Genomic DNA, 19,807 nt, shown 5'->3' on the forward strand with positions numbered 1-19,807 from the left:
GTCTTCTTACTGCCCCGTTTTCTCGTAGGAGTCAATCGCTCCGGGGTGCCCCTGCATAAAGGCGTCGATCTCGGCCTTAGATGCGGTGAGTTTGGGGTCGTTGGCCAGGTAGTACTTGGTTTCCCTCACGATTAGCCCCGACATGAGGAGCAAGCCAATCAGGTTGGGAATAGCCATGAGCCCGTTGGCGATGTCTGAGAAGGTCCAGGCCACGGTCAGTTCCATGGTGCAACCGAAGTAGACAATCACCGCGAAGAAAAGGCGGTAGGGGGTAACACCGCGGCGGCCGAAGAGGCGCTCAATGTTGCGTTCGCCGTAGTAGGCCCAGCCCAGAATGGTGGAGTAGGCGAACATGACCAGGCCGATGGTCACAATCCAGCTTCCAGCGGGGCCTATTACCGAGGCGAAGGCCTGACTGGTCATCACGGAAGCAGAAATTTGCTCGCCGGTTGCAGGGTCGCTGGCGTGCCAGATACCGGTGACAACCAGTACCAGGCCGGTGCAGGAGACCACGATGATGGTGTCGATGAAGGTCTGGGTCATGGAGACCATCCCCTGGCGGACCGGGTGGGTGGTCTGGGCAGCAGCTGCTGCGATAGCGGCGGACCCCATGCCCGATTCGTTGGAGAAAATACCGCGGGCTACACCGTACTGTACGGCGTACATGAGGGAGGCCCCGGCAAAGCCGCCCACAGCGGAGGTGCCGGTGAAGGCGTCCGCAAAAATCTGGCCGAAGGCCGCGGGCAGGTCAGCGGCGTGCACACCCAGAATATAGAGGGCCCCGCCCACATAGAAGAGGATCATAACCGGCACGAAGGCACTGGTCACCCGCCCGATAGATTTAATACCGCCCATCAGCACGAAGAGAGTGATGAGGGCCAGCACGATGCCGGTGAGGGCAGCGGGCAGGTGGAAGGTGTCTTCAAGGTTGTGGGCAATGGAGTTACCCTGGGCGGTATTACCGATGCCGAAGGACGCCAGCACGGCGGCTACCGCGAAGAAGAGGGCTAGAAATTTACCCAGGGGGCCTTTGATACCGCGCTGGAGGTAGTACTGGGGGCCGCCGGAGACTTCCCCCTTGGCATCTGTAGTGCGGTAGCGTACGCCCAGGAAGGCCTCGGAGTACTTGGAGGCCATACCGAAAATAGCGGTGACCCACATCCAGAAGAGGGCGCCGGGGCCGCCGATAGAAATCGCGGTGGCAACGCCGACGATATTACCGGTACCCACCGTCGCGGCTAGGGCGGTGGTGAGGGACTGGAACTGGGAGATGTCGCCGCCGGTGGCGCCGTCGTCCTTGCGTTCGAAGAAGGCTAAACGGTTAGCGACGAGTAGTTTGGTGAGCTGGATAAAGCCCAGCCTCACCGTCAGGTAGATACCGGTGCCAAGAAGCAGCGGTATCAGCACAAAAGGCCCCCAGATGAGGGAGCTAATAGCGCTCAAGACGTCTTGAAAGATCATGTGGTGTCCTTGATACAGGTCGCTGCGGGCGAGGGAGCGCCGCAGCTGCGTGATGAATAAGGACGCCCCGCCGCAGGCGTGTGCACTGCGGTGGGGCGCCATTCAACTATAGCGAGTCAAGAACAGGAAGACCTATAGCGTCTTACCCTGTGTACAGGCTTACCAGCGGGTGATTGCCGCCAGTTTTTCTTCTAGTGTTTCGGGGGCTGGCTTCACCTCACCACCGGAGCGGAGCACCAGGTTAATGGCCCGAGCCGCATCATTGAGTTGCTCCCCTCCGCTGCTTTCTGTATCGGGGGCTACCAGGAGGGTTGCGATTTGCCCCTGGGTCGCTGCATCCAGCACCTCGCCGGCTCCGATGTAGCGTTTGCCGGAGCGGGCATCGTCAATCTGCTGGGCTAGGTTCTTGGCCTCGTTGTCAGCTACTTCGTCGAATACGGGCTGGAGTTTTTCAAGGAGCTGGCTTTCGCTCATCTCATCGACCCTGCCGGTAATGACGGTGTCAAGCACATCGCCCCAGCCGGTGACGGAGCGGAACTCGTTGGCCAGTTCTTCAACTCCCGCGAGGACGAGCGGGTGGCGGTTGGGTTCGGCAACCTCCGCCTCGATACCCTGGGCTACTTTGCGCAGGAAACGCTCGCGGTAGATACGGTCGGTGTCTGAGTCGTTCGTGTGGGCGTGGAAGGTAGCTTCCCCTCCGCCCTTGGGGGCTTGCTGCTGGGTGCGCTGTACATCGTAATCGTTGTAGATGTCGTCTTCGCTCTCGATCATGTTGTCGAGGTTGATGCGGCCGATACGGGTCCCGTCAGTTTCAAAAAGGCGCACCTCCTTACGGGAGAGCGCTAGCAGGTGCAGGCTGGTGTCGGTGCTCAAAAGGGGGACGAGGGCGGTGAGGTCGTAGTCGTTGGCGACGGTGACGCTTTCAGGCAGGTCAAGCGGTAGGCGATGGGCGGTGAGCTGGCCGTTGTTGAGCAAGACCAGCAGGCCGTCTCCCTGATGCTGCCAGTAGTCTCGATCGTCGTGTAGCTCTTGAGCCGGTGCCAAAATTGCATCGGCGTCGGCGCCTGCCGCTTCAAGCTTTTCCCGGGCTGTTGACAGAAGATTGCGAAAGCGGGTGGCATTACCGGTGGTGTCACGGCCTGCACGCTCGGTCGGTAGGGTGAGAGTCACGCGTACCGCCCCGTCAGAAGCGGGCTCCGTCAAAGCCTGTAAATCCAGGGTGTCGAAAGGCCTGTTGGTGGAGAGAGGGGTGTCGGTCACGGTCGGCTCCTTTGTCGATCGGTGGGGTGCGGGACTACCCGCTGATAGAACTAAGCTAGCTGACCAACACCGGGGGCTTCAAGACTTTAAGCCTTATCCATAGCAGAATGACAGCTTATGAACAGTAGGCTGATAAATTTCCCACAAAACCTGGTGCACCCGCCCCTGGCTACCGTAGACTTAAAGATTGTGGCGGCACCCAGCTCAGGGTGCCGCCACTTTTTAAGCTGCCATAACCGCTTACGTCGCTACCGGCGTCCTTACTGCGCCTCGGCCAGCAGTTCACGCACGCGCGGCATCACCTTGGTGCCGTAGAGCTCAATCGAGTTCATGGAGTGCTCGTGGGCCAGAGCACCGTTGGAGAACTTAAGATCAAAGCGGTTGATGCCCAGCTTTTGAGCGGTGTCCGCAATTTTTTGTGCGACGGTTTCGGGCGAGCCCACATACAGGGCGCCGTGCTCAATTTCGTGCTCAAATTCGCGCTCCCCGGCCGGCCCCCAGCCGCGTTCAGAGCCAATTTTATTACGGTTGGCAATCCAGTGTTCGCGCAGCTGATTGCGGGCTTCTTCGTCCGTCTCGGCGATGTGGCCGGGTGAGTGGACGGCGATGGGCAGGGTTCCGTTCCCCAGCTGCTCGTTGGCCCGGCGGTAGAGGTCGGTGTAGGGCTTGAAGCGCTCGGCGGGGCCTCCGATAATAGCGAGCATGAGCGGGGTCTTGTATTGGGCGGCGCGGGCAACGGATTCAGGGCTGCCACCAACAGCCAGCCAGTGCTTGAGAATGCCCTCGGTCTTGGGGTAAATCTCCTGATTGACCAGGGGCTCGCGGTTGCCGGGGTTCCAATTGAGAGGTTCTTGGGTGATGATTTTAGTGAAGAGGTCGAACTTCTCAGAGAAGAGGGAGTTGTAGTCTTCAAGCTTGTAGCCGAAGAGGGGGAAGGACTCGGTGAAGGAGCCGCGGCCCAGTACAGCTTCGGCGCGGCCGTTGCTGAGGGCGTTGATGGTGGCGAAGCGCTGGTAGACGCGGATGGGGTCGTCGGAGGAGAGGACGGTGACGGCCGAGCCCAGGTGGATGCGGTCGGTGGTGGTGGCTAGCCCCGCCAGGATGGTGTCGGGGGCGCTGACGGCATAGTCAGGACGGTGGTGCTCGCCGATACCGAAGAAGTCGACGCCTACGCGGTCAGCGAGCTGGCCCTGCTCTAGGACGTTGCGGATAACCTGGGCGTGGTGCAGGCGGTTCCCTGCCAGGTCGGCGGTGGTGTCGCCGAAGGTATCCAGACCCATCTGGAAGGCGGTGTCATCGACGCTGGGCAGGCTGGGGCGCAGGTCGGGGGCGGTGCTGATGCTGGTCATTTCGTTTACCTTTCGGTGCTGTGTTGATCGTTTACAGGAGGTTCAACACCAGCCTACATTACTTTATTCCGAAAGTTTTTTGTGGCGCTGTGGTCAGCCCATGTCTTGAATGTAGCGATGGTTGCCATCAGCGCGAATCTCTTTCGCGCAGATGGCAACCATCGTTACAGTCAGGGTCTAGGGGTCGGGTTTAGCGCGGCCGGTAGAGCACCACGGCCTGGGAGGTCTGGCGGGCAGCAGGACGCTTGCCCCGAGCCAGGTGCACAGCCCCACCTGAGGTTCCGGCAGCAAAGATGCGAGAGTTCTCCTGCAGACGGTTGCGCAGGGCCTCATTTTCAGCCTGCAGCTCGCCCATGCGGGCTCGCAGGGCCTCCACCTGGTTCTCCAGCTGCATGATACGTTTGATACCCTCGAGCGAGACGCCGGACTGGGAGAGCTCCTGAATCTCCTGGAGTTTCTGCACGTCGCGTTCGGAGTAGCGACGGGCCCGCCCCGGGGCTCGCTGGGGCTGCACCAGCCCCAGGCGGTCGTACTGGCGCAGGGTCTGTGGGTGCATACCGGCCAATTCGGCCGCTACGGAGATAACGAAGACCGGGCGGTCAGATTCGAGAGCCATTCCTAGTCACCAGCTTTCCTCAGCAGGTCCTCACGGGGGTTGGCCTGGGGTGCCACCGCGAAGAAGGCTTCAAGGGCTGCCTCAGCTTCGGGTGTGAGGTTGGTGGGCAGCTGCACCTCGGGGATAACCAGCATATCGCCGGTGCCTTTCTTGGTCACGAAGCCGCGGCCCTTAGCACGCAGCTTACGGCCGGACGGGGCCCCGGCAGCCAGGCGGAGCTTGACGCTCCCGCCGTCGAGAGTGGGGGCCTCAATCACGCCGCCCTTGACGGCTTCTTCCAGGGTGACGGGCACACGCACGAGCAGGTTATCGCCCTCGCGGTCAAAGACGGGGTGGGAGTCTACGCGGACGGTGACGATTAGGTCCCCTGCCCCACCGGCACCGGGGTGCCCCTTGCCTCGGGCACGGATTTTCTGGCCGTCCTTGACGCCGCGCGGCAGGCGAACCTTGGTCTGGGAGCCGCCGGGGCGGAACACCGAGACCTCAGCGCCGTCGTAGGCCTGCTGGATGGTGATGCGGGCGCTGGTGGTGGCGTCCTCACCCTTGGGGGCTGAGAAGCCGCCGCCGGGGAAGCCGCCCGCACCACCGGGGAAGCCGCCGGCGGATCGTCCGGACCCGCCGAAGCCAGCACCGCCACCGAACATGCCGCCGAGCAAATCTTCGATGTTGATACCGCCAGCGCCGCCGCTGGTGGAGTAGCTGAAGTTGCCGCCGCCGGGGAAACCACCCGGGAAGCCGCCACCAGCCCCGCCGAATCCGGCAGCACCGTACTTACGGATCTGGTCGTATTCTTCCTTCTGCTTGGGGTCTGAGAGTACGTCGTAGGCTTCTGAGACTTCCTTGAATTTCTTCTCAGCGGCCTCGTCGCCGGGGTTCTGGTCGGGGTGGTACTTGCGGGCCAGCTTGCGGTAGGCCTTCTTGATGTCTGCCTCGGAAGCGTCCTCGGCTACGCCTAGTACCTTATAAAAATCTTGATGGAGCCAGTTTTCGCTCGCCATATGCCTCTCCTTCCGAGGTAGATCGTGTCTCTTTTAGGGGTGATGGTGATAGAAGGGGCGGGCACCTAGCCTGACGTATCAGGCCGGGTGCCCGCCCGCATCCCTTATTCTGCTACCGCAACAGCTACCTGGGCGGTACGGACCACGCGGTCCTTCACCTTGTAACCGTTACGAAGAACCATGGAGATTGAATCGGGCTCAACCTCGCTGGTGGGCTGCTGCAGTACAGCCTCGTGAACCTGGGGGTTGAAGGGTTCGCCGACTTCGCCAAAGCGTTCCAGGCCCTGCTTGGTCAGGGTCTCTTCGAGCTTGTTAGCGATGGCGGCGAAGGGGCCTTCTTCAAGGTCACCGTGCTTGCGGGCGGCATCGATATCGTCGATGACGGGCAGCAGGGCGGCAACCAGGTCAGCGATAACGAAATCGCGTAGCTGGTCCTTTTCCTTGGCGGTGCGGTTCTTGTAGTTGGTGAACTCGGCCTGAAGGCGGCGCAGATCTTCAAGACGTTCGGCGGCCAGGGCCGCGTCAGCGCTCTCAGCTGCCTCTGCACTTTCGCCGGCCTCGGCTGCGGCAGATTCCTCATCTGCCGCAGCGTCAGCAGCTACACCTTCGGGCTCGGGGTGGCCTTCAGCAGCCGGGGCGGCGAAGGCTTCCTCCAGAGGGTCGGTACCCTCGGGCTGGTTGTCTACGGGCTCGTTGGTGTTCTCAGCCATGATTAGTTCTTCTTCTCGTCTTCTTCATCGATTACTTCGGCGTCAACGACGTCGTCGTCTTCAGCCTTGGCGCCCTCACCGGCTGCTGCATCTGCCTGAGCCTGGGCGTAGAGAGCCTCGCCCAGCTTGGTCTGAGATGCCTGCAGCTTCTCGAAAGCGGCCTTGACGGCGTCATCGTCTTCATCTTCAAGGGCAGCCTTCAGGGCGTCAACGTCGGCCTGGACCTCGGTCTTGACGTCCTCGGGCAGCTTCTCGCCGTTGTCCTTGATGAGCTTCTCGATGGAGTAGGCGGTGTTCTCAGCAGCGTTGCGGGTCTCGGCGGCCTCGCGGCGGGCCTTGTCCTGCTCGGCGTGAGCCTCGGCGTCCTTGACCATGCGGTCGATATCTTCCTTGGAGAGGGAGGTGCCGCCGGTGATGGTCATGGACTGCTCGGTGCCGGTGCCCTTGTCCTTAGCTGAGACGTGCACGATGCCGTTGGCGTCGATGTCGAAGGTAACTTCGATCTGGGGGACGCCGCGGGGGGCGGGTGCGATGCCGGTCAGTTCGAAGGTGCCCAGGTTCTTGTTGTCGCGGGTGAACTCGCGCTCGCCCTGGAAGACCTGGATCGATACTGAGGGCTGGTTGTCTTCAGCGGTGGTGAAGGTTTCGGAACGCTTGGTGGGGATCGCGGTGTTGCGCTCGATCAGCTTGGTCATCACGCCGCCCTTGGTCTCAATGCCGAGGGAGAGGGGGGTGACGTCGATGAGCAGAACGTCCTTGCGCTCACCCTTCAGCACACCTGCCTGCAGGGCTGCACCCATGGCAACGACCTCGTCGGGGTTGACGCCCTTGTTGGGCTCGCGACCACCGGAGAGTTCCTTGACGACCTCGGTGACGGCAGGCATACGGGTTGAGCCACCGACCAGCACGATGTGGGCAATGTCTGAAACCTTGACGCCAGCTTCAGCGATTACGTCGTTGAAGGGCTTCTTGGTGCGCTCGATCAGGTCTGCGGTCATGTCCTGGAACTTGGCGCGGGTCAGCTTTTCATCCAGGTGGATGGGGCCCTCGGGGGTGACGGACAGGTACTGCAGGGAGATGTTGGTGGAGGTTGCAGACGACAGTTCCTTCTTGGCCTGTTCTGCGGCTTCACGCAGGCGCTGCAGGGCAATCTTGTCCTTGGAGAGGTCGGCGCCGGTCTTGGACTTGACCTGCTCCAGCAGCCAGTCGACGATGCGCTGGTCCCAGTCGTCGCCACCCAGGCGGTTGTCGCCGGAGGTTGCGCGTACCTGGATGGTGGAGAAGCCGTCTTCGTCCTTGCCAACTTCGAGCAGGGAGACGTCGAAGGTACCGCCGCCGAGGTCGAAGACCAGGATTAGTTCGTCTTCGTTGCCCTTGTCGAGGCCGTAGGCAAGGGCTGCTGCGGTGGGCTCGTTGACGATACGCAGGACGTTGAGGCCCGCAATTTCGCCGGCTTCCTTGGTGGCCTGACGTTCGGCGTCGTTGAAGTAGGCGGGGACGGTGATGACGGCGTCGGTGACCTTGTCGTTCAGGTAGGCTTCAGCGTCACCCTTGAGCTTCATGAGGGTGCGGGCTGAGATTTCCTGGGCGGTGTACTTCTTGCCGTCGATGTCGGTGGTCCAGTTGGTGCCCATGTGGCGCTTGACGGAGGCGATGGTGCGGTCAACGTTGGTAACGGCCTGACGCTTTGCGACGTCGCCAACCAGAACTTCGCCGTCCTTTGAGAAAGCTACGACGGAGGGGGTGGTGCGGGCGCCTTCTGCGTTGGCGATGACGGTGGGTTCGCCACCTTCGAGGACTGATACAACTGAGTTGGTAGTACCGAGGTCAATACCTACTGCACGTGACATATTTACTCCTTATGGTTTGGTTATCTGTACATCTTTCAAACAAGTTGAGTCTTGCAGGCTCAACCCGCTTGTCTTGATATCTAGTTTGCCACGTTTTGAGCAGAAGTCAACAGAGTTGAGTCAAAAAGACTCAACTTTTTTGCGCAGATTAAGTTTAAGCTAGTGGGGAGCGGACGGACGCCCGCCCCGCCCTTGCAGGGCAAAGGCGGGTGGCGGCGTCCGCACCTTTTAAAACCCTGAAAGTGAACATAAAGAAGTCGGCACCCCGCAACAAGGGGGTACCGACAGATCTGATACTTCGGAGACTCTACGTCTTAGTTGAGCACAGCTTCCTTACCGTTGAAGGTATCAAGCAGGCTGGCCTTAAGGCTCTCTTCAGCGTTCATACCTACGGCCATCCAGTTCTCTCCATAGGTAACCCAGCCGCCTTTAAAGTCAGACTGAGAAAATTCGGCAACCTGATTCTCATCAACTGAAGCACCGTTGACATAGAACCCCATAATGAGGGGCGAAGAATCGTCAATAGCCATCATGCCTTCAAAGCTGCTCAAGTCGGCCGGGGAGCAAATATAAATATTGACATCTTCAGGGGCAACACCCAGATCGGTAGCCCCCTGTTGCTTAGTCTCTTCAAGAGCTGACTCCAAGATGGTGTCACCGCTATCAGCACAGACAGAGGCGGCAGAGCCTGCTGTGGCTTCCTGCATCCCTTCCTTAAACTTGTCGTAGCTGGAGACCTTACTCGACCCACCAAACGCGCCAGTCAGGAAGATTCCAGCCAGAATAGCTATGGCAATACCGATAGCCATCAGGCCGCCGATGAGCAGACCCATGTTTCTCTTTTTCGGGTCAGCGGGAGGCTGGGGCATAGGGCCGCCGATAAGAGTATCGGGTGCCTGGGTGCCGGGCGCAGGCTGCGGGACGCCCTGGGCGGACGCCGCCTGACCTGCACCAGGGAGGTTGGGCTCAGGGTTTGTAGGCTGCTGAGTCATGGCAATCTCATCCTTCATACAGATAATGTGTGTGTCTTAGCTAACTTTACAGGCGAAAATGGTCAGCTTGATTATATTTCGCGCGGTGTTTGCGTTTTCCCTGTACTATCTCTGGACTTCTTTGCCGTCAGTTTCGAGCTCGGCCCTCCTGCGCTTAGATTTTTTCCCATTACGTACAGCCAGAATTGCAGCGACTATTCCGATGACGAGAGGAACCCAGGCTTTGGAGTATTCCATAAGAAAAATAAGCCAGTCCGGTGGAGTAATAGTAGGCCAGGGGACGCGCCAGGAAGGAACGGGCAGACTTATCTGGGGTGGGGCAGGCAGGGAAAGAGTAAATTCTGGAACAGGCAGGGCTATCTGGGGCGCATTTATATCGGGAAGACGTTCGACTAGCCACTGCACTACCCTACCCAGCACAGGCATAAGCACCAGCATGGCGAGAAACCAGGCAGAGCGGCCCAAACCGAACAGCAAGGGCAACACAAACCGTCGAGAGGGGCTTCTTTCAAGCGCCTCACGGTAGGCTTCTGACCGGCTACCGGCTGGCACGTCGAGCTCGACATATTCCTTAGCTGTCCCATGTTTATAGGCCACGACCAGCAGCTCATCCAGAAAGTTTGTGGTGAGTTTAAGCTGGGGGTCTGTGGGAACAGCGGTCTTAGCCCGGGAGAACTTTCCGTCTAGAAGGTTCTTCTTGAGTGCAATGCTGGTAGGAGTATGGTCATACCGGCCCACTACTTCACCGTCAACGAGCACCCTCACCCGTTGCTTAGGCCGGTCGATACGTTCGGCGATACGTTCACGGATCTTTGCCCCTACCGGAGACTCGTTAAAGGCGTGCAGTGACTTCTCGTCTGGTTTTTTGATAGGCCAGTCCGGGTCGATCTCGATGAATTCGGCATCAGATCCACGCTCCAGAAGCAGATGCCCTGCCACAGGGTGGTGCAGTTCCCAGCGAAGCATTACTCTTTCCCTCCAGAGCCTTCTTTACCCTCGGAACTTGTACCCCACTCGTCCGCAAATTTTTTGTGCCAGGGGCTGACAGACACGATATAGATGATGACTACCGCCCAAACGTACCAGCCCGCTCCGTCCGGATAAAAAAGCCTGGAAGCCAGCCACATACAGGCTGCGGCCAACAGGCAGAAAGTGAGATTAGGTCGGTAGGTTGCCGCATCGTAGGCGGCAAGAATCGCAAGGACGAGTGGGGTGCCGACCAGAATCGAAGTAATCACCACTTGCTCAGGCGCAGTCAGCGCTAGAACCCAGGGCGCAAGAATGAAAATGAGCGGTAGAGCGGCAAGAGCTAGGCGGTTACCCCTGCTGCGGCGAGGTTTAGGGGTCTGTTCCTCAGGGCGGTCGTCGTTGACTGTTGTGCTGGTACTCATATCACCCATTATAGGCAGTACGCAAAAGCCCCGCAGGTGTGTGGCCTGCAGGGCTTTTGTCATCTCGAAAGAACTCAAGAAACTGAGTGTCTGGTGCTACTCTTCTCAGTTCACTGCTGTATGAACCGGGCAAACCTTCTTGCCTAAGAGCCACCATCAAGTGTGTGTACCTGTAAGACTATACACAGGTTGCCCTTATTTTTCCGCCTTAGAGCGAACTTTTTACCACTTTTTATTCAGCTTCTCTGCCCGCCCACCTTTCCCGAAAGCTTCATGGGAACATAGTGAGCATGTATCGAATCATGACTGTATGCACCGGAAATATCTGCCGCTCCCCCATGGGCGAGTACCTTATCAAACAAGCTGCCGCCCAAGCCGGGCTCGCCGTAGAAGTCGCTTCCAGCGGCATTTCTAACGAAGAAGAGGGCAATCCCATCGACCGTCGAGCCAAGAAGGTGCTCGATGAGCTCAACATCAATACCGGCTCCCACCGAGCCCAGCAGTTCACCCGGGCCGATTTTGATCGCTACGACCTGCTTCTAGCCATGGACACCAACCATTACCGGGCGCTCAGGCGTATGGCTCCTAACGACGAGGCAGCGGCCAAGGTTAGGCTCATGCGCGAGTTCGACCCGGCTGTCGCAGACCAGCCCCTTGACCGGCTGGGCATCTACGACCCCTGGTACGGCGATATGAGCGACTTCTACGAGACCTTCCAGATGATTCGGGACGCCGTGCCCGGAGTCATCGAGCAGATCCAGACCCACAGCAGTTAGCCTGGGCCGGGTAAGCGGGCAGGGGCGCCCCTGAGAGCTGACGTGGATCGGGGCTGGCGGTGAATCGTGAGGAGCCCCCGGGCGACGAACGAGAGCGGTTGTCAGCGCAAGGGGCGCCCTGGCCGCGTCCGCCCAGCGAGCGCGAACCCTGTGCGCTTTCCTCCTGTTCCCTAGCCCTCAGCCGTCCCCTCACTATCAGCCACGGGTGCGGCGGCGTCCAGGCCGAGGCGGGCGCGTTCGTCCGCGATGATTTGGGCGGCCATCTTGGAGTCGGAGATGTCGACGGCTTCGGCGGCGCCGTCCTTGGTGGCGGAGAGGCGGGCGTATTCGTCGAAGAGCTGGGATTTAAGGCCGAGGAGTTCAATCATGCGTTCGTCGACGGTGTTGGCGCCGAGGAGGCGGTAGACGTCGACGGCGTGGGTTTGGCCCATGCGGTGGGCGCGGGCGATGGCTTGGGCTTCGATGGTGGGTTTGAACTGGGGTTCGGCGAGGATGACGATGGAGGCTGATTGGATGTTGAGTCCGGCGCCTGCTGCGGTGATTTGGGCGAGTAGGACGGAGCCGGGGGCGGCGTCTTTGAGCCTATCGACGGCGGCTTGGCGTTCGGCCGGGGGCATGGCGCCGGTGATGGTTCCGATGGTTTTGGTGCCGAGGGCGGTTTCGAGGCGGGTGAGGACGGAGAGGAAGAAGGAGAAGACGAGGACTTGGCGGCCTGCGTTGGTGGCTTCTTCGACGATTTCGAGCAGGCGGGTGAGTTTGGCGGAGTCCTCTGCGGCCCAGGCGGCGCGGCGCATGAGGGCGAAGTTGCCTTCGGCGACGGCGGACCGGTAGGCGTCTGCGTCTGCTGGGGTGAGTTCGAGCCAGTCGCGGTGCTCGGTCATGTCGGGTAGTTCGGAGAGTACGTCTTTTTGGTTGCGGCGCAGGTAGGCGGGGGCTATGCGGGCGCGGAATTCGCTGGCGAGTAGGTTTTCGGCTCTACCGCCGGCGACGAGGTCGGGTTGTAGGTAGTCGACGAGGGTGACGAATTCTGAGACGCGGTTTTCCATGGGAGTGCCGGAGAGTAGGACGGCGTAGTCGGCGGCTCTCACGAGGTCGGCGACTTTTTGGGAGCGTTGGGCGCTCTTATTTTTCACCAGGTGGGCTTCGTCGGCAATGACGGCATCGGCGCGCCAGGTGGCGTCGGAGTAGAGGCGGACCCCGTCGTAGGTGGTGATGAGCAGGCCGCCGTCGGCTTTCCAGGTGGTGAGGGCGGCGTCGCGGGCGTCCCCGTGGGCTAGGTGGGTGGGGATTGCGGTGAATTTTTCGGTTTCGCGCTGCCAGTTGATGACAAGGGAGGCCGGACAGACGACGATGAAGTGGGTTTTGCCGGTGTTGGTGAGGTGGGTGAGGGCGGCGAGGGTTTGCATGGTTTTGCCCAGGCCCATTTCGTCGCCGAGGATTACTTTTTTCTGGGCGAGCATGAATTTGGCGCCGTAGGTTTGGTAGCCGCGCAGGGTGGCTGAGAGGCCGGTGAGGTTGAGGGGGTATTTGCGGATTCGCTCGAAGATTTCAGCCGGTAGGTAGGCGTCGCCGAGGGTTTCTTTGCCCAGGTAGTGGGCGAGCAGGGCCTGGTGGGTGGCGGGGTCGGCGAGGTAGCCGGCCCAGGCGGCATCGGCGGTGAGCCAGGTGGCTGCGGGGACGGTGAGCGGAGCGAGGTCCCGGCAACGGGCAAGGTCGGTGCGGAGCTGGTTGAGGTCGGTCAGGTCGTCGCCGACGGCCACAAAGAGGGGGCCGGACGCCGGGGTCGGCTGGGTGAGCAGGGGCGCGTAGGAGGCCAGGCGGTCGAAGAGGTCGGAGTCGTTCAGAGCGGCGTCGATGGTACGCAGGCGGTCAAGGCCGATGAGGATTCGTTCGGCGGCGGGGGTGCGAGTTTCACCCAGGTTCTCTTTTTCTTGACCCGCTGCTTCGTCGAGTAGGCGGGTGGCAGCGGCGTAAATCTGGTTGGCGGTGGTTTCACCAATACCGGGTATGCGGGTGAGGGCTGCGGCGCTGCCCTGGGCGAGGACGTCGGCGACGGTAGCTAAGCCAGCGTCTACCAGGGGCGCGGTGCGGACGGTGCCGCTGGTCAAATCACGCAGTTTTTCGACGGGAACGTTCTTGAGGGTGAGGGTGGCCCGTTCTGCTTTGAGGGCCTGCATGTCACCGCTCATACCGGTGAGCAGCTGGGCACGTTCGGGGGTGTTGAGGGCTCCCCATACCGACAGGAAGGCGGCGTGGTCTGCGGTGCTGACTTCTTCCCAGTGCGGGGCGGCCCAGTTTTCCCCGGCATAGCGGGCAAGGGCCGGGGCGGCGGCGTCCTTAATACCTAAGGTGTTGGCGGCGAAGGCCGCATCGGGGGTAAGGGTGGTGAGCTGGTCTGCCTGGGCAAAGAGCGGGGTGAGGCGGGTAAGGGCACCGGAGGCGGACGCCAGCCGCTCAGCAAGGGCTGCACTGGCAGCTTCTGCGGCGCGGCGCTTTTGGCCGCCAAAGAGTCGGCCCAGCAGGCCGCCGCTCCCGGCCTGGATGTCTGCCAGAAGGGCGGGAAGGTTGTCGCCCGCTGCGGCAAGGGTGCGCAGGTCATCGTGCAGGGCGGGGTTTTGGTTGCGCCAGAACTGCTGGGTGAGCCAGGTGGAAAGGTTCTCGATAGAAGCGGGCGCCAACGGGGCGAAGCGGTAGAGGGAGCCGGCGTAGCCCTCGGGCAGGTTGAAGCGCAGGGCGGTGGGGGCGGATAAGGCCGCGAGGGTGGCTTGGCTGCGCTGGCTGGCGTGGAGCAGGGCTGTGCCCTGGGCTTCTTCGGTGCTCATGTGTTCCCCTGGTTGTCGGTGGAGCCTGTTGGCTTGTTTCTCATTATGGCCTAGCGAATCGCCCCGGTGCGGTAGCCTGAGGGCAGTAGTTATGGCAAAGGTGAAGGAGGCCGGGGTGCTTGAGCTAACGGGGCTAGATTCGCTCGGTGAGGTGGTGGCGCAGGCCCACCAGCAGGTGCGGGGTGGGCGGCCGCTGCTGGTGGCGATTGACGGACGCAGCGGGTCGGGTAAAACCACCCTGGCTGCTGAGCTGGCTACCTGGTTGAGCAAGCGGGGTATCGCGGCCGAGGTCTTTCATCTAGAAGACCTCTACCAGGGCTGGAGCGGACTGGCCCAGGCCGCCCGGGTATGGCAGCAGCTTGCCGAGGCCGTGGCGGACGGACGCGCCAGCTCCCCCGAGACTGCCCCGCACTGGTTTGGCTGGGATTGGGGTAGGTCTCAAACAACCGGCCCGCACCCCTTTACCGCTGCCCAGCAGGCGGCGGGCGGCGCGCTCATCGCTGAAGGGGTAGGAGCCCTGACCGGCACCCACGATGTGGGTGTTTTCGTGGAGCTTGATACCGCGCGCCGCAGGCAGCGGGCCCTAGCCCGGGACGGAGAAACCTACCGCCCCTACTGGGACATGTGGGCAGAACAAGAAGCCGACCTGCTGGCAGCCTACGCGAGCGCCTATGCGGGGGCGGGCGTCCGCTATGTTCAGCGGTAGGTCATATTTTTTCATTTCTGCAACATCACATTAGTTTCCCTATCAAATAAGAAACCGGCAGGCGTAGAATGGACGGGTTGAAAACCGCCCCTAAGAGGAAGACCCACCGCCGATGAGCTCAGCCGCCACACCTAATCGGGGCCTGCCACCGATTGCAATTATTACCCTGGCGTCACTCACCGCCGTGGGCCCGCTCGCCATTGATATGTATCTGGCAGCACTCCCGGCTATCGCGGTTGATCTAGGGACCACCACCGCTTACGCCCAGCTCACCCTGACCGCCTTCATGGTGGGCATGGGCACCGGGCAGTTTATCGTGGGGCCGCTTTCTGATAAGACCGGGCGCCGTCTGCCCCTGCTCATCGGGGTAACCCTCTGTGCCCTCTCGGCCCTGGTCTGCGTCTTTGCGCCTACCATTGAGCTGTTTATTGCGGCCCGTTTCGTGATGGGCTTTACCGGCTCCATCGGCATGGTGCTAGCCCGCGCTATCGTGGCCGATTCCACCAGCGGTCTGCAGACCGCCCGCCTCATGGGCATCATGATGATGATCAACGGCATCGCCCCGGTCGCTGCCCCGCTCATCGGCGGCTTCGTTCTAGCTCACGGTACCTGGCGCGATATTTTCAAGGTCATTAGCGTCATTATCGCTATTTCCCTGGTGCTGGTTCTCTTCTTCATCAAGGAGTCCCTACCGGCAGACAAGCGCCGCACCGGCTCCCTACTCTCAGCCTATGCCGGCATTATCGAGGTGGCCCGAATCCGCCGCTACCGGGGGTTCATGCTGACCATGGTGTTGGCCTTCGGCGCCCTCTTTAGCTATATCTCCGGCTCGCCCTACCTGCTGCAAAACGTCATGGGTCTGAGCGAAACCCACTTCACCTACGTCTTTGGCCTGAACTCCCTGGCCATCGTCCTTGCCTCCACCGTGATGACCTCCCTGGTGGGCAAGGTTGCCCTGCGCAAGCTCCTCGTCATTGGCACCAGTTCCCTGCTGACCGTCAGCCTGCTCCTGCTGGGCTACTTCCTACTGGGCACCCCCTCGCTTATTCCCACCATGGTTCTGCTGTTCGCCTTCACCGCCTCGGTCGGCATGGTCTTTGGTAACGCCTCAGCCCTGGCCCTCGGCGAAGCCCGCCACATTGCGGGCTCCGCGAGCGCCCTGCTCGGCACCGTACAGGCACTGATGGGTGGCCTCGCCTCACCCCTGGTTGCCCTGGGTGGCAGCAGCGCCTACCTGCCCATGGCCTGCGCGATGGTGGGGTTTGCGGCCCTCAGCGCTCTGAGCCTGGCCACTACGCCGCGGGCCGAGAGCGACTACGCGATTGACCGCCCCAAGCCCTAGTAGCCACCTACCCCCACGCTAGCCGCGCGCCAGGTAGCCCAGCAGTTCTTCGGTTAGTTCCTTATCGGTGGCCACGGGGGTTCCGTTAAGGTGGGTAACCGGCGCCAGTAGACGTACCGAGGACGCCAGCCACACGGCGTCCGCCTCCAGCAGGTCCTGGGGGTAGAGGGGCCCGTAGCCGAGCTCCCATCCGGCGGCGCGAGCGCCCGCAAAGATAGCGCCCTGGGTGGTGCCGGGCAGAATGCCGTGGGCCGGTTCGGGGGTGTAGAGCACCTTCTTCTGCCCCTCAGTCTTGGCAACGATGACCGATGAGGTTGCCCCCTCAAGAATGCGGCGGTCGTCGGTCACCCAGATGGCGTCGTCCGCACCGTGTTTGCCCACATAGCGCAGCACCGACATGTTGATGGCGTAGGAGAGGGTCTTGGCTCCGGCCAGGAGCCAGGGGTAGGCGGAATCTTCGGCGGGGTCGTGGCCGCGCGGTAGGAGCATAGCCCGCACCCCCTGCTCGCGCTGACGCAGAATCGTGGGTGAGGACGGGGCCACGGTCACCCAGGCGTGGGGGCCGGTTTCAACGGTACCGCGGGAAATGATGATTTTGACGGTGTGCTCTTCACCCAGCACGGTCTGGGGCCCCTGGGCAGCGGCATCGACGGCCAGCTGCACGGCAGCCCGCAGGTTGTCTTCAGCGGGCAGGGGCAGGTCGAGCAGGCGGGCGGAACCGGCCAGACGGGTCAGGTGGGCTTCAAATTTACGGACGCGGCGGTTAGCGGCCAGCATGGTTTCAAAGACGCCGTCGCCGCGGGTCAGCCCCTGGTCTTCGATGTTGATGAGGGGGGCGGTGGCGTCAACCAGCTCACCGGCGGGGTTTTCTTTGGTTAGCATCACAACGGTTGTAGTCATACTTCCAAGCCTAACCCTTAACGCTGATGCTCCCGCGGCAACCTGGCGTTAGGGGCTGCGGGGCGGGAGCACCTGATGCGAGCACCGCGTACGATGCGAGCGTTCTTCGAGCCCTCTGGTCGGGAGCTCGAACTCTTTCCCAGTACTACCAGGCGTGGGGCCTGGTGACCGGGTACACGCTTTCACTCTAACGCGGGCGGTGGGGCTTTCTCAAAGATTTTTGGACTTTTTAGGTCATATTTTTACTGCCACACCCAGGTGAGGGTGCCAGCAAGGCCCGATGTCACGTAGCCGATGATGAGCGTTCCCAGACAGCACAGCAGGAAGATCGAATCGTCCCTGCTATAGACGGGAACGCGGGCCCAGGTACGGGGCCCGGCACCGAAACCGCGAGCTTCCATGGTGACAGCCAGGCGGGTGCCGCGCCGGATAGCTTGCACCAGCAGGGCGAAGGTCTGCCCGGCCAGGGTGCGGACGCGGCGGAGCAGGGAGTCGCTTGCCCCTAGCCCGCGGGCACGCCGTGCCTGCCCCAGGGTGTGCCATTCGCTGAACATGAGCCCTAGCAGGCGCAGGGCGGCCAGGGCGGCCAGGACGAAGCGGGCCGGTAGTTTAGCCGTCTGCGCTAGGGAGTCGCCCAGGTGGGTGGGGTCGGTGGTGGTGATGAGCAGGAGGCTGGGCAAGATTAGGGCCAGGCCACGAACCATCAGGGAGATACCCATGGCAAGGGAGTCGGTGGTAATCCAGATGAACCCCATCTGGAGTACCGTCTCCCCCGTTTTATCGGCGATCAGCGAGGTGGACCAGCCGGTGAGCAGGGTGCCGATCAGCAGGGGCCAGAAACGGGCCAGCAGGGCGAGCGGCTGCACGCCCCAGGCTTTGAGCAGGGCCAGTTCAAGGGCAAATACCACCAGGGCGGTGCCCCAGTCTTTGATGAGCAGCAGCCCTATCGATAGCAGGAAGGTAGCCAGCAGTTTGGTGCCCGCGTTGAGCTTTCCGGCGCGGCTACGGTGGGCAGGGCCTAGCGCGAAAAGGTCAAGAGCCATGGGTGGGTTCCGCTTTCTGCAGGGTCAGGCGCGTACCGCCGAGGGCAGCTACATAGTCTGTATCGTGGGTTACCGAAATAACGGCCAGCCCCCGGTCGAGAAGTTCTTTGATAAGGGTGACGAGCTCGGCCCAGGTAGTGGCGTCCTGCCCAAAGGTAGGTTCATCAAGCACCAGGACCGCCGGTTCGGTGGCCAGGGCTGTGGCTACCGACAGCCGTCGTTTTTCACCGCCCGAGAGGGTAAAGGGGTTGGCATCTGCCAGGTCGGTAAGACGCAAGCGGGCAAGAAGCTCATCGGTGCGGGCAGCCAGCCGGTCTTCATCAATCTTCTCCTTGCGCACACGGGCCAGGTGCCGGGGGCCAAACTCTAGTTCTGCGCGCACGGTGGGGGCGAGGAACTGTTGCTCCGGCTCCTGGAATACCAGACCGATACGATCGGCCAGCTCGGCAGCGGGCCAGCTAGCGGGGTCGGAGCTACGGTGCCGGGCGGGTAGACCCGCGACGAGTGCCTCGTGGGCATAGACCTGCCCAGCAGCCGGGTAGATTAGCCCGGCAAGGGTCAGCGCCAGGGTCGACTTCCCGGCACCGTTGGGCCCCAAAAGAGCCAGGTGCTCCCCGGAAGAAAGGGTCAGGTTGATTCCACTAGCCAGGGTGGGCAGATCGAGGGTAGGCACCTGCCCCGCGGCGATAGCGCGGGAGCGCTCCTTACGCTGGCGACGGGTAGGTAGCTGCCGGGTCAGGCCCACCTCGCGGGCCTCAAGCAGCGGGGAGGGCTCGTCCGTACCCTGCCGGGGGCGGACGTCCGCCCCCACCTTCCTTGCCCGGGGCGGGTGGGGCACATAGCCGGGCGCCCACACCCCACCGGCAATGAGCTGGTCGCGGGCCTGTTCCAGCACCTGCGCAGGCGGGCCGTCGAAGCTGATACCGCCCTGAGCATCGAGCACCAGCACCCGGTCGACGTGCTCTGCCCAAATACCAACCCGGTGTTCAATAACCACCAGGGTAGCGCCCGATGCGGCAGCGGCGGCCAGGACGGCGTCGCGCACCTCAAGCACACCCGCCGGGTCGAGGTTGGCGGTGGGTTCGTCCAGGAGCAGGGCACCGGGGTGCATAGCCAAGATACCGGCTAAGCCCAGCCTCTGCTTCTGCCCGCCAGAGAGAGCCGAGGTGGAACGGTCAAGGGGCAGGGAGCCCAGACCGACGGCCTCCAGGGCCCAGGTCACCCGGTCCCAGATATCCTCGCGGGGCACCCCCAGGTTCTCGGGTCCGAAGGCCACGTCATCGCCTACCCGCGCCAGCACCACCGAGCTTTCGGGGTCCTGCTGCATAAGCCCGCAGACCCCGCGGGCCTCGGTGGGAGTCTGCCCGCTGACGGTCAGCTCACCTAGCTGGGTTTGATCGTCCTCATCGACAAGCAGACCCGCCATGGCGTGCAGCAGAGTCGATTTGCCCGCGCCAGAAGGGCCCACCAGGAGTACCTTCTGTCCCGGGGCAATCTCAAAGTTCAGCCCCGAAAAGGCAGGGGTAGCCCGCCCGGGGTGATGCCAGCCGAAATTACGGGCCACAAAGCGGGCCCCATGCTCTACCTGCAC

17 protein-coding genes are annotated in these 19,807 nt (G+C 62.0%); 3 read left to right on the forward strand and 14 right to left on the reverse strand.

Annotation, left to right across the window (positions count from 1 at the left end):
* Positions 1 to 6: 6 nt before the first annotated feature.
* The 10 genes from L6963_RS10050 to L6963_RS10095 all read right to left on the reverse strand — a co-directional run bounded on the left by L6963_RS10050 (position 7) and on the right by L6963_RS10095 (position 10,627).
* Positions 7 to 1,461: an alanine/glycine:cation symporter family protein gene (locus L6963_RS10050; RefSeq protein WP_237207534.1), complete on the reverse strand. Its 1,455-nt coding sequence runs from the start codon at positions 1,459 to 1,461 to the stop codon at positions 7 to 9.
* A 159-nt stretch (positions 1,462 to 1,620) separates the two neighbouring features.
* The gene (locus tag L6963_RS10055; RefSeq protein WP_237207533.1) at positions 1,621 to 2,721 is read right to left on the reverse strand and encodes a hypothetical protein; all 1,101 of its coding nucleotides are present in this window, start codon (positions 2,719 to 2,721) and stop codon (positions 1,621 to 1,623) included.
* Between the two features lie 260 nt (positions 2,722 to 2,981).
* Positions 2,982 to 4,070 (reverse strand): LLM class flavin-dependent oxidoreductase, encoded by a 1,089-nt coding sequence (locus L6963_RS10060; protein WP_237207532.1) that lies wholly within the window; start codon positions 4,068 to 4,070, stop codon positions 2,982 to 2,984.
* A 190-nt stretch (positions 4,071 to 4,260) separates the two neighbouring features.
* Positions 4,261 to 4,686, reverse strand: a complete 426-nt coding sequence (locus tag L6963_RS10065; protein WP_237207531.1) for a heat shock protein transcriptional repressor HspR — start codon at positions 4,684 to 4,686, stop codon at positions 4,261 to 4,263.
* 2 nt (positions 4,687 to 4,688) lie between these two features.
* Positions 4,689 to 5,684 (reverse strand): DnaJ C-terminal domain-containing protein, encoded by a 996-nt coding sequence (locus L6963_RS10070; RefSeq protein WP_237207530.1) that lies wholly within the window; start codon positions 5,682 to 5,684, stop codon positions 4,689 to 4,691.
* Between the two features lie 104 nt (positions 5,685 to 5,788).
* The gene (locus L6963_RS10075; protein ID WP_237198786.1) at positions 5,789 to 6,394 is read right to left on the reverse strand and encodes a nucleotide exchange factor GrpE; all 606 of its coding nucleotides are present in this window, start codon (positions 6,392 to 6,394) and stop codon (positions 5,789 to 5,791) included.
* A 2-nt stretch (positions 6,395 to 6,396) separates the two neighbouring features.
* On the reverse strand, positions 6,397 to 8,244 hold the full coding sequence (gene dnaK / locus L6963_RS10080) for a molecular chaperone DnaK (protein WP_237207529.1): 1,848 nt from the start codon (positions 8,242 to 8,244) through the stop codon (positions 6,397 to 6,399).
* Between the two features lie 314 nt (positions 8,245 to 8,558).
* Positions 8,559 to 9,236 carry a hypothetical protein gene (locus tag L6963_RS10085; protein WP_237207528.1) on the reverse strand — a complete coding sequence of 226 codons (678 nt, stop codon included), beginning with the start codon at positions 9,234 to 9,236 and terminating at the stop codon, positions 8,559 to 8,561.
* 105 nt (positions 9,237 to 9,341) lie between these two features.
* Positions 9,342 to 10,202 (reverse strand): hypothetical protein, encoded by an 861-nt coding sequence (locus tag L6963_RS10090; RefSeq protein WP_237207527.1) that lies wholly within the window; start codon positions 10,200 to 10,202, stop codon positions 9,342 to 9,344.
* Positions 10,202 to 10,627, reverse strand: coding sequence for a hypothetical protein (locus L6963_RS10095; protein ID WP_237207526.1), 426 nt, complete (start codon positions 10,625 to 10,627; stop codon positions 10,202 to 10,204). The genes L6963_RS10090 and L6963_RS10095 overlap by 1 nt, the downstream gene beginning before the upstream one ends.
* A gap of 302 nt (positions 10,628 to 10,929) precedes the next feature.
* On the opposite strand from L6963_RS10095, the gene L6963_RS10100 reads away from it, so the two are divergent.
* Entirely contained in the window at positions 10,930 to 11,403 is a 474-nt protein-coding gene (locus tag L6963_RS10100) for a low molecular weight protein-tyrosine-phosphatase (protein ID WP_237207525.1), read from the forward strand.
* A gap of 170 nt (positions 11,404 to 11,573) precedes the next feature.
* On the opposite strand, the gene L6963_RS10105 is transcribed toward L6963_RS10100, so the two are convergent.
* The gene (locus L6963_RS10105) at positions 11,574 to 14,225 is read right to left on the reverse strand and encodes a DEAD/DEAH box helicase (RefSeq protein ID WP_237207524.1); all 2,652 of its coding nucleotides are present in this window, start codon (positions 14,223 to 14,225) and stop codon (positions 11,574 to 11,576) included.
* 91 nt (positions 14,226 to 14,316) lie between these two features.
* Here L6963_RS10105 and L6963_RS10110 point away from each other — a divergent pair, with 91 nt between their 5' ends.
* Positions 14,317 to 14,931, forward strand: a complete 615-nt coding sequence (locus tag L6963_RS10110) for a hypothetical protein (protein WP_237207523.1) — start codon at positions 14,317 to 14,319, stop codon at positions 14,929 to 14,931.
* Positions 14,932 to 15,043: 112 nt separating this feature from the next.
* The gene (locus L6963_RS10115; protein ID WP_237207522.1) at positions 15,044 to 16,273 is read left to right on the forward strand and encodes a multidrug effflux MFS transporter; all 1,230 of its coding nucleotides are present in this window, start codon (positions 15,044 to 15,046) and stop codon (positions 16,271 to 16,273) included.
* Between the two features lie 18 nt (positions 16,274 to 16,291).
* Here L6963_RS10115 and L6963_RS10120 read toward each other — a convergent pair whose 3' ends face one another.
* The 3 genes from L6963_RS10120 to L6963_RS10130 all read right to left on the reverse strand — a co-directional run bounded on the left by L6963_RS10120 (position 16,292) and on the right by L6963_RS10130 (position 19,807).
* Positions 16,292 to 17,173 (reverse strand): aminotransferase class IV, encoded by an 882-nt coding sequence (locus tag L6963_RS10120; protein WP_237207521.1) that lies wholly within the window; start codon positions 17,171 to 17,173, stop codon positions 16,292 to 16,294.
* Positions 17,174 to 17,415: 242 nt separating this feature from the next.
* Positions 17,416 to 18,216, reverse strand: coding sequence for an energy-coupling factor transporter transmembrane component T family protein (locus tag L6963_RS10125; RefSeq protein ID WP_237207520.1), 801 nt, complete (start codon positions 18,214 to 18,216; stop codon positions 17,416 to 17,418).
* Positions 18,206 to 19,807, reverse strand: coding sequence for an ABC transporter ATP-binding protein (locus L6963_RS10130; RefSeq protein ID WP_237207519.1), 1,602 nt, complete (start codon positions 19,805 to 19,807; stop codon positions 18,206 to 18,208). Before L6963_RS10130 ends, L6963_RS10125 begins: the two co-directional genes overlap by 11 nt.

It is taken from the genome of Rothia nasimurium, from assembly GCF_928392795.1.
GTDB classification, from domain to species: domain Bacteria; phylum Actinomycetota; class Actinomycetes; order Actinomycetales; family Micrococcaceae; genus Rothia; species Rothia nasimurium_F.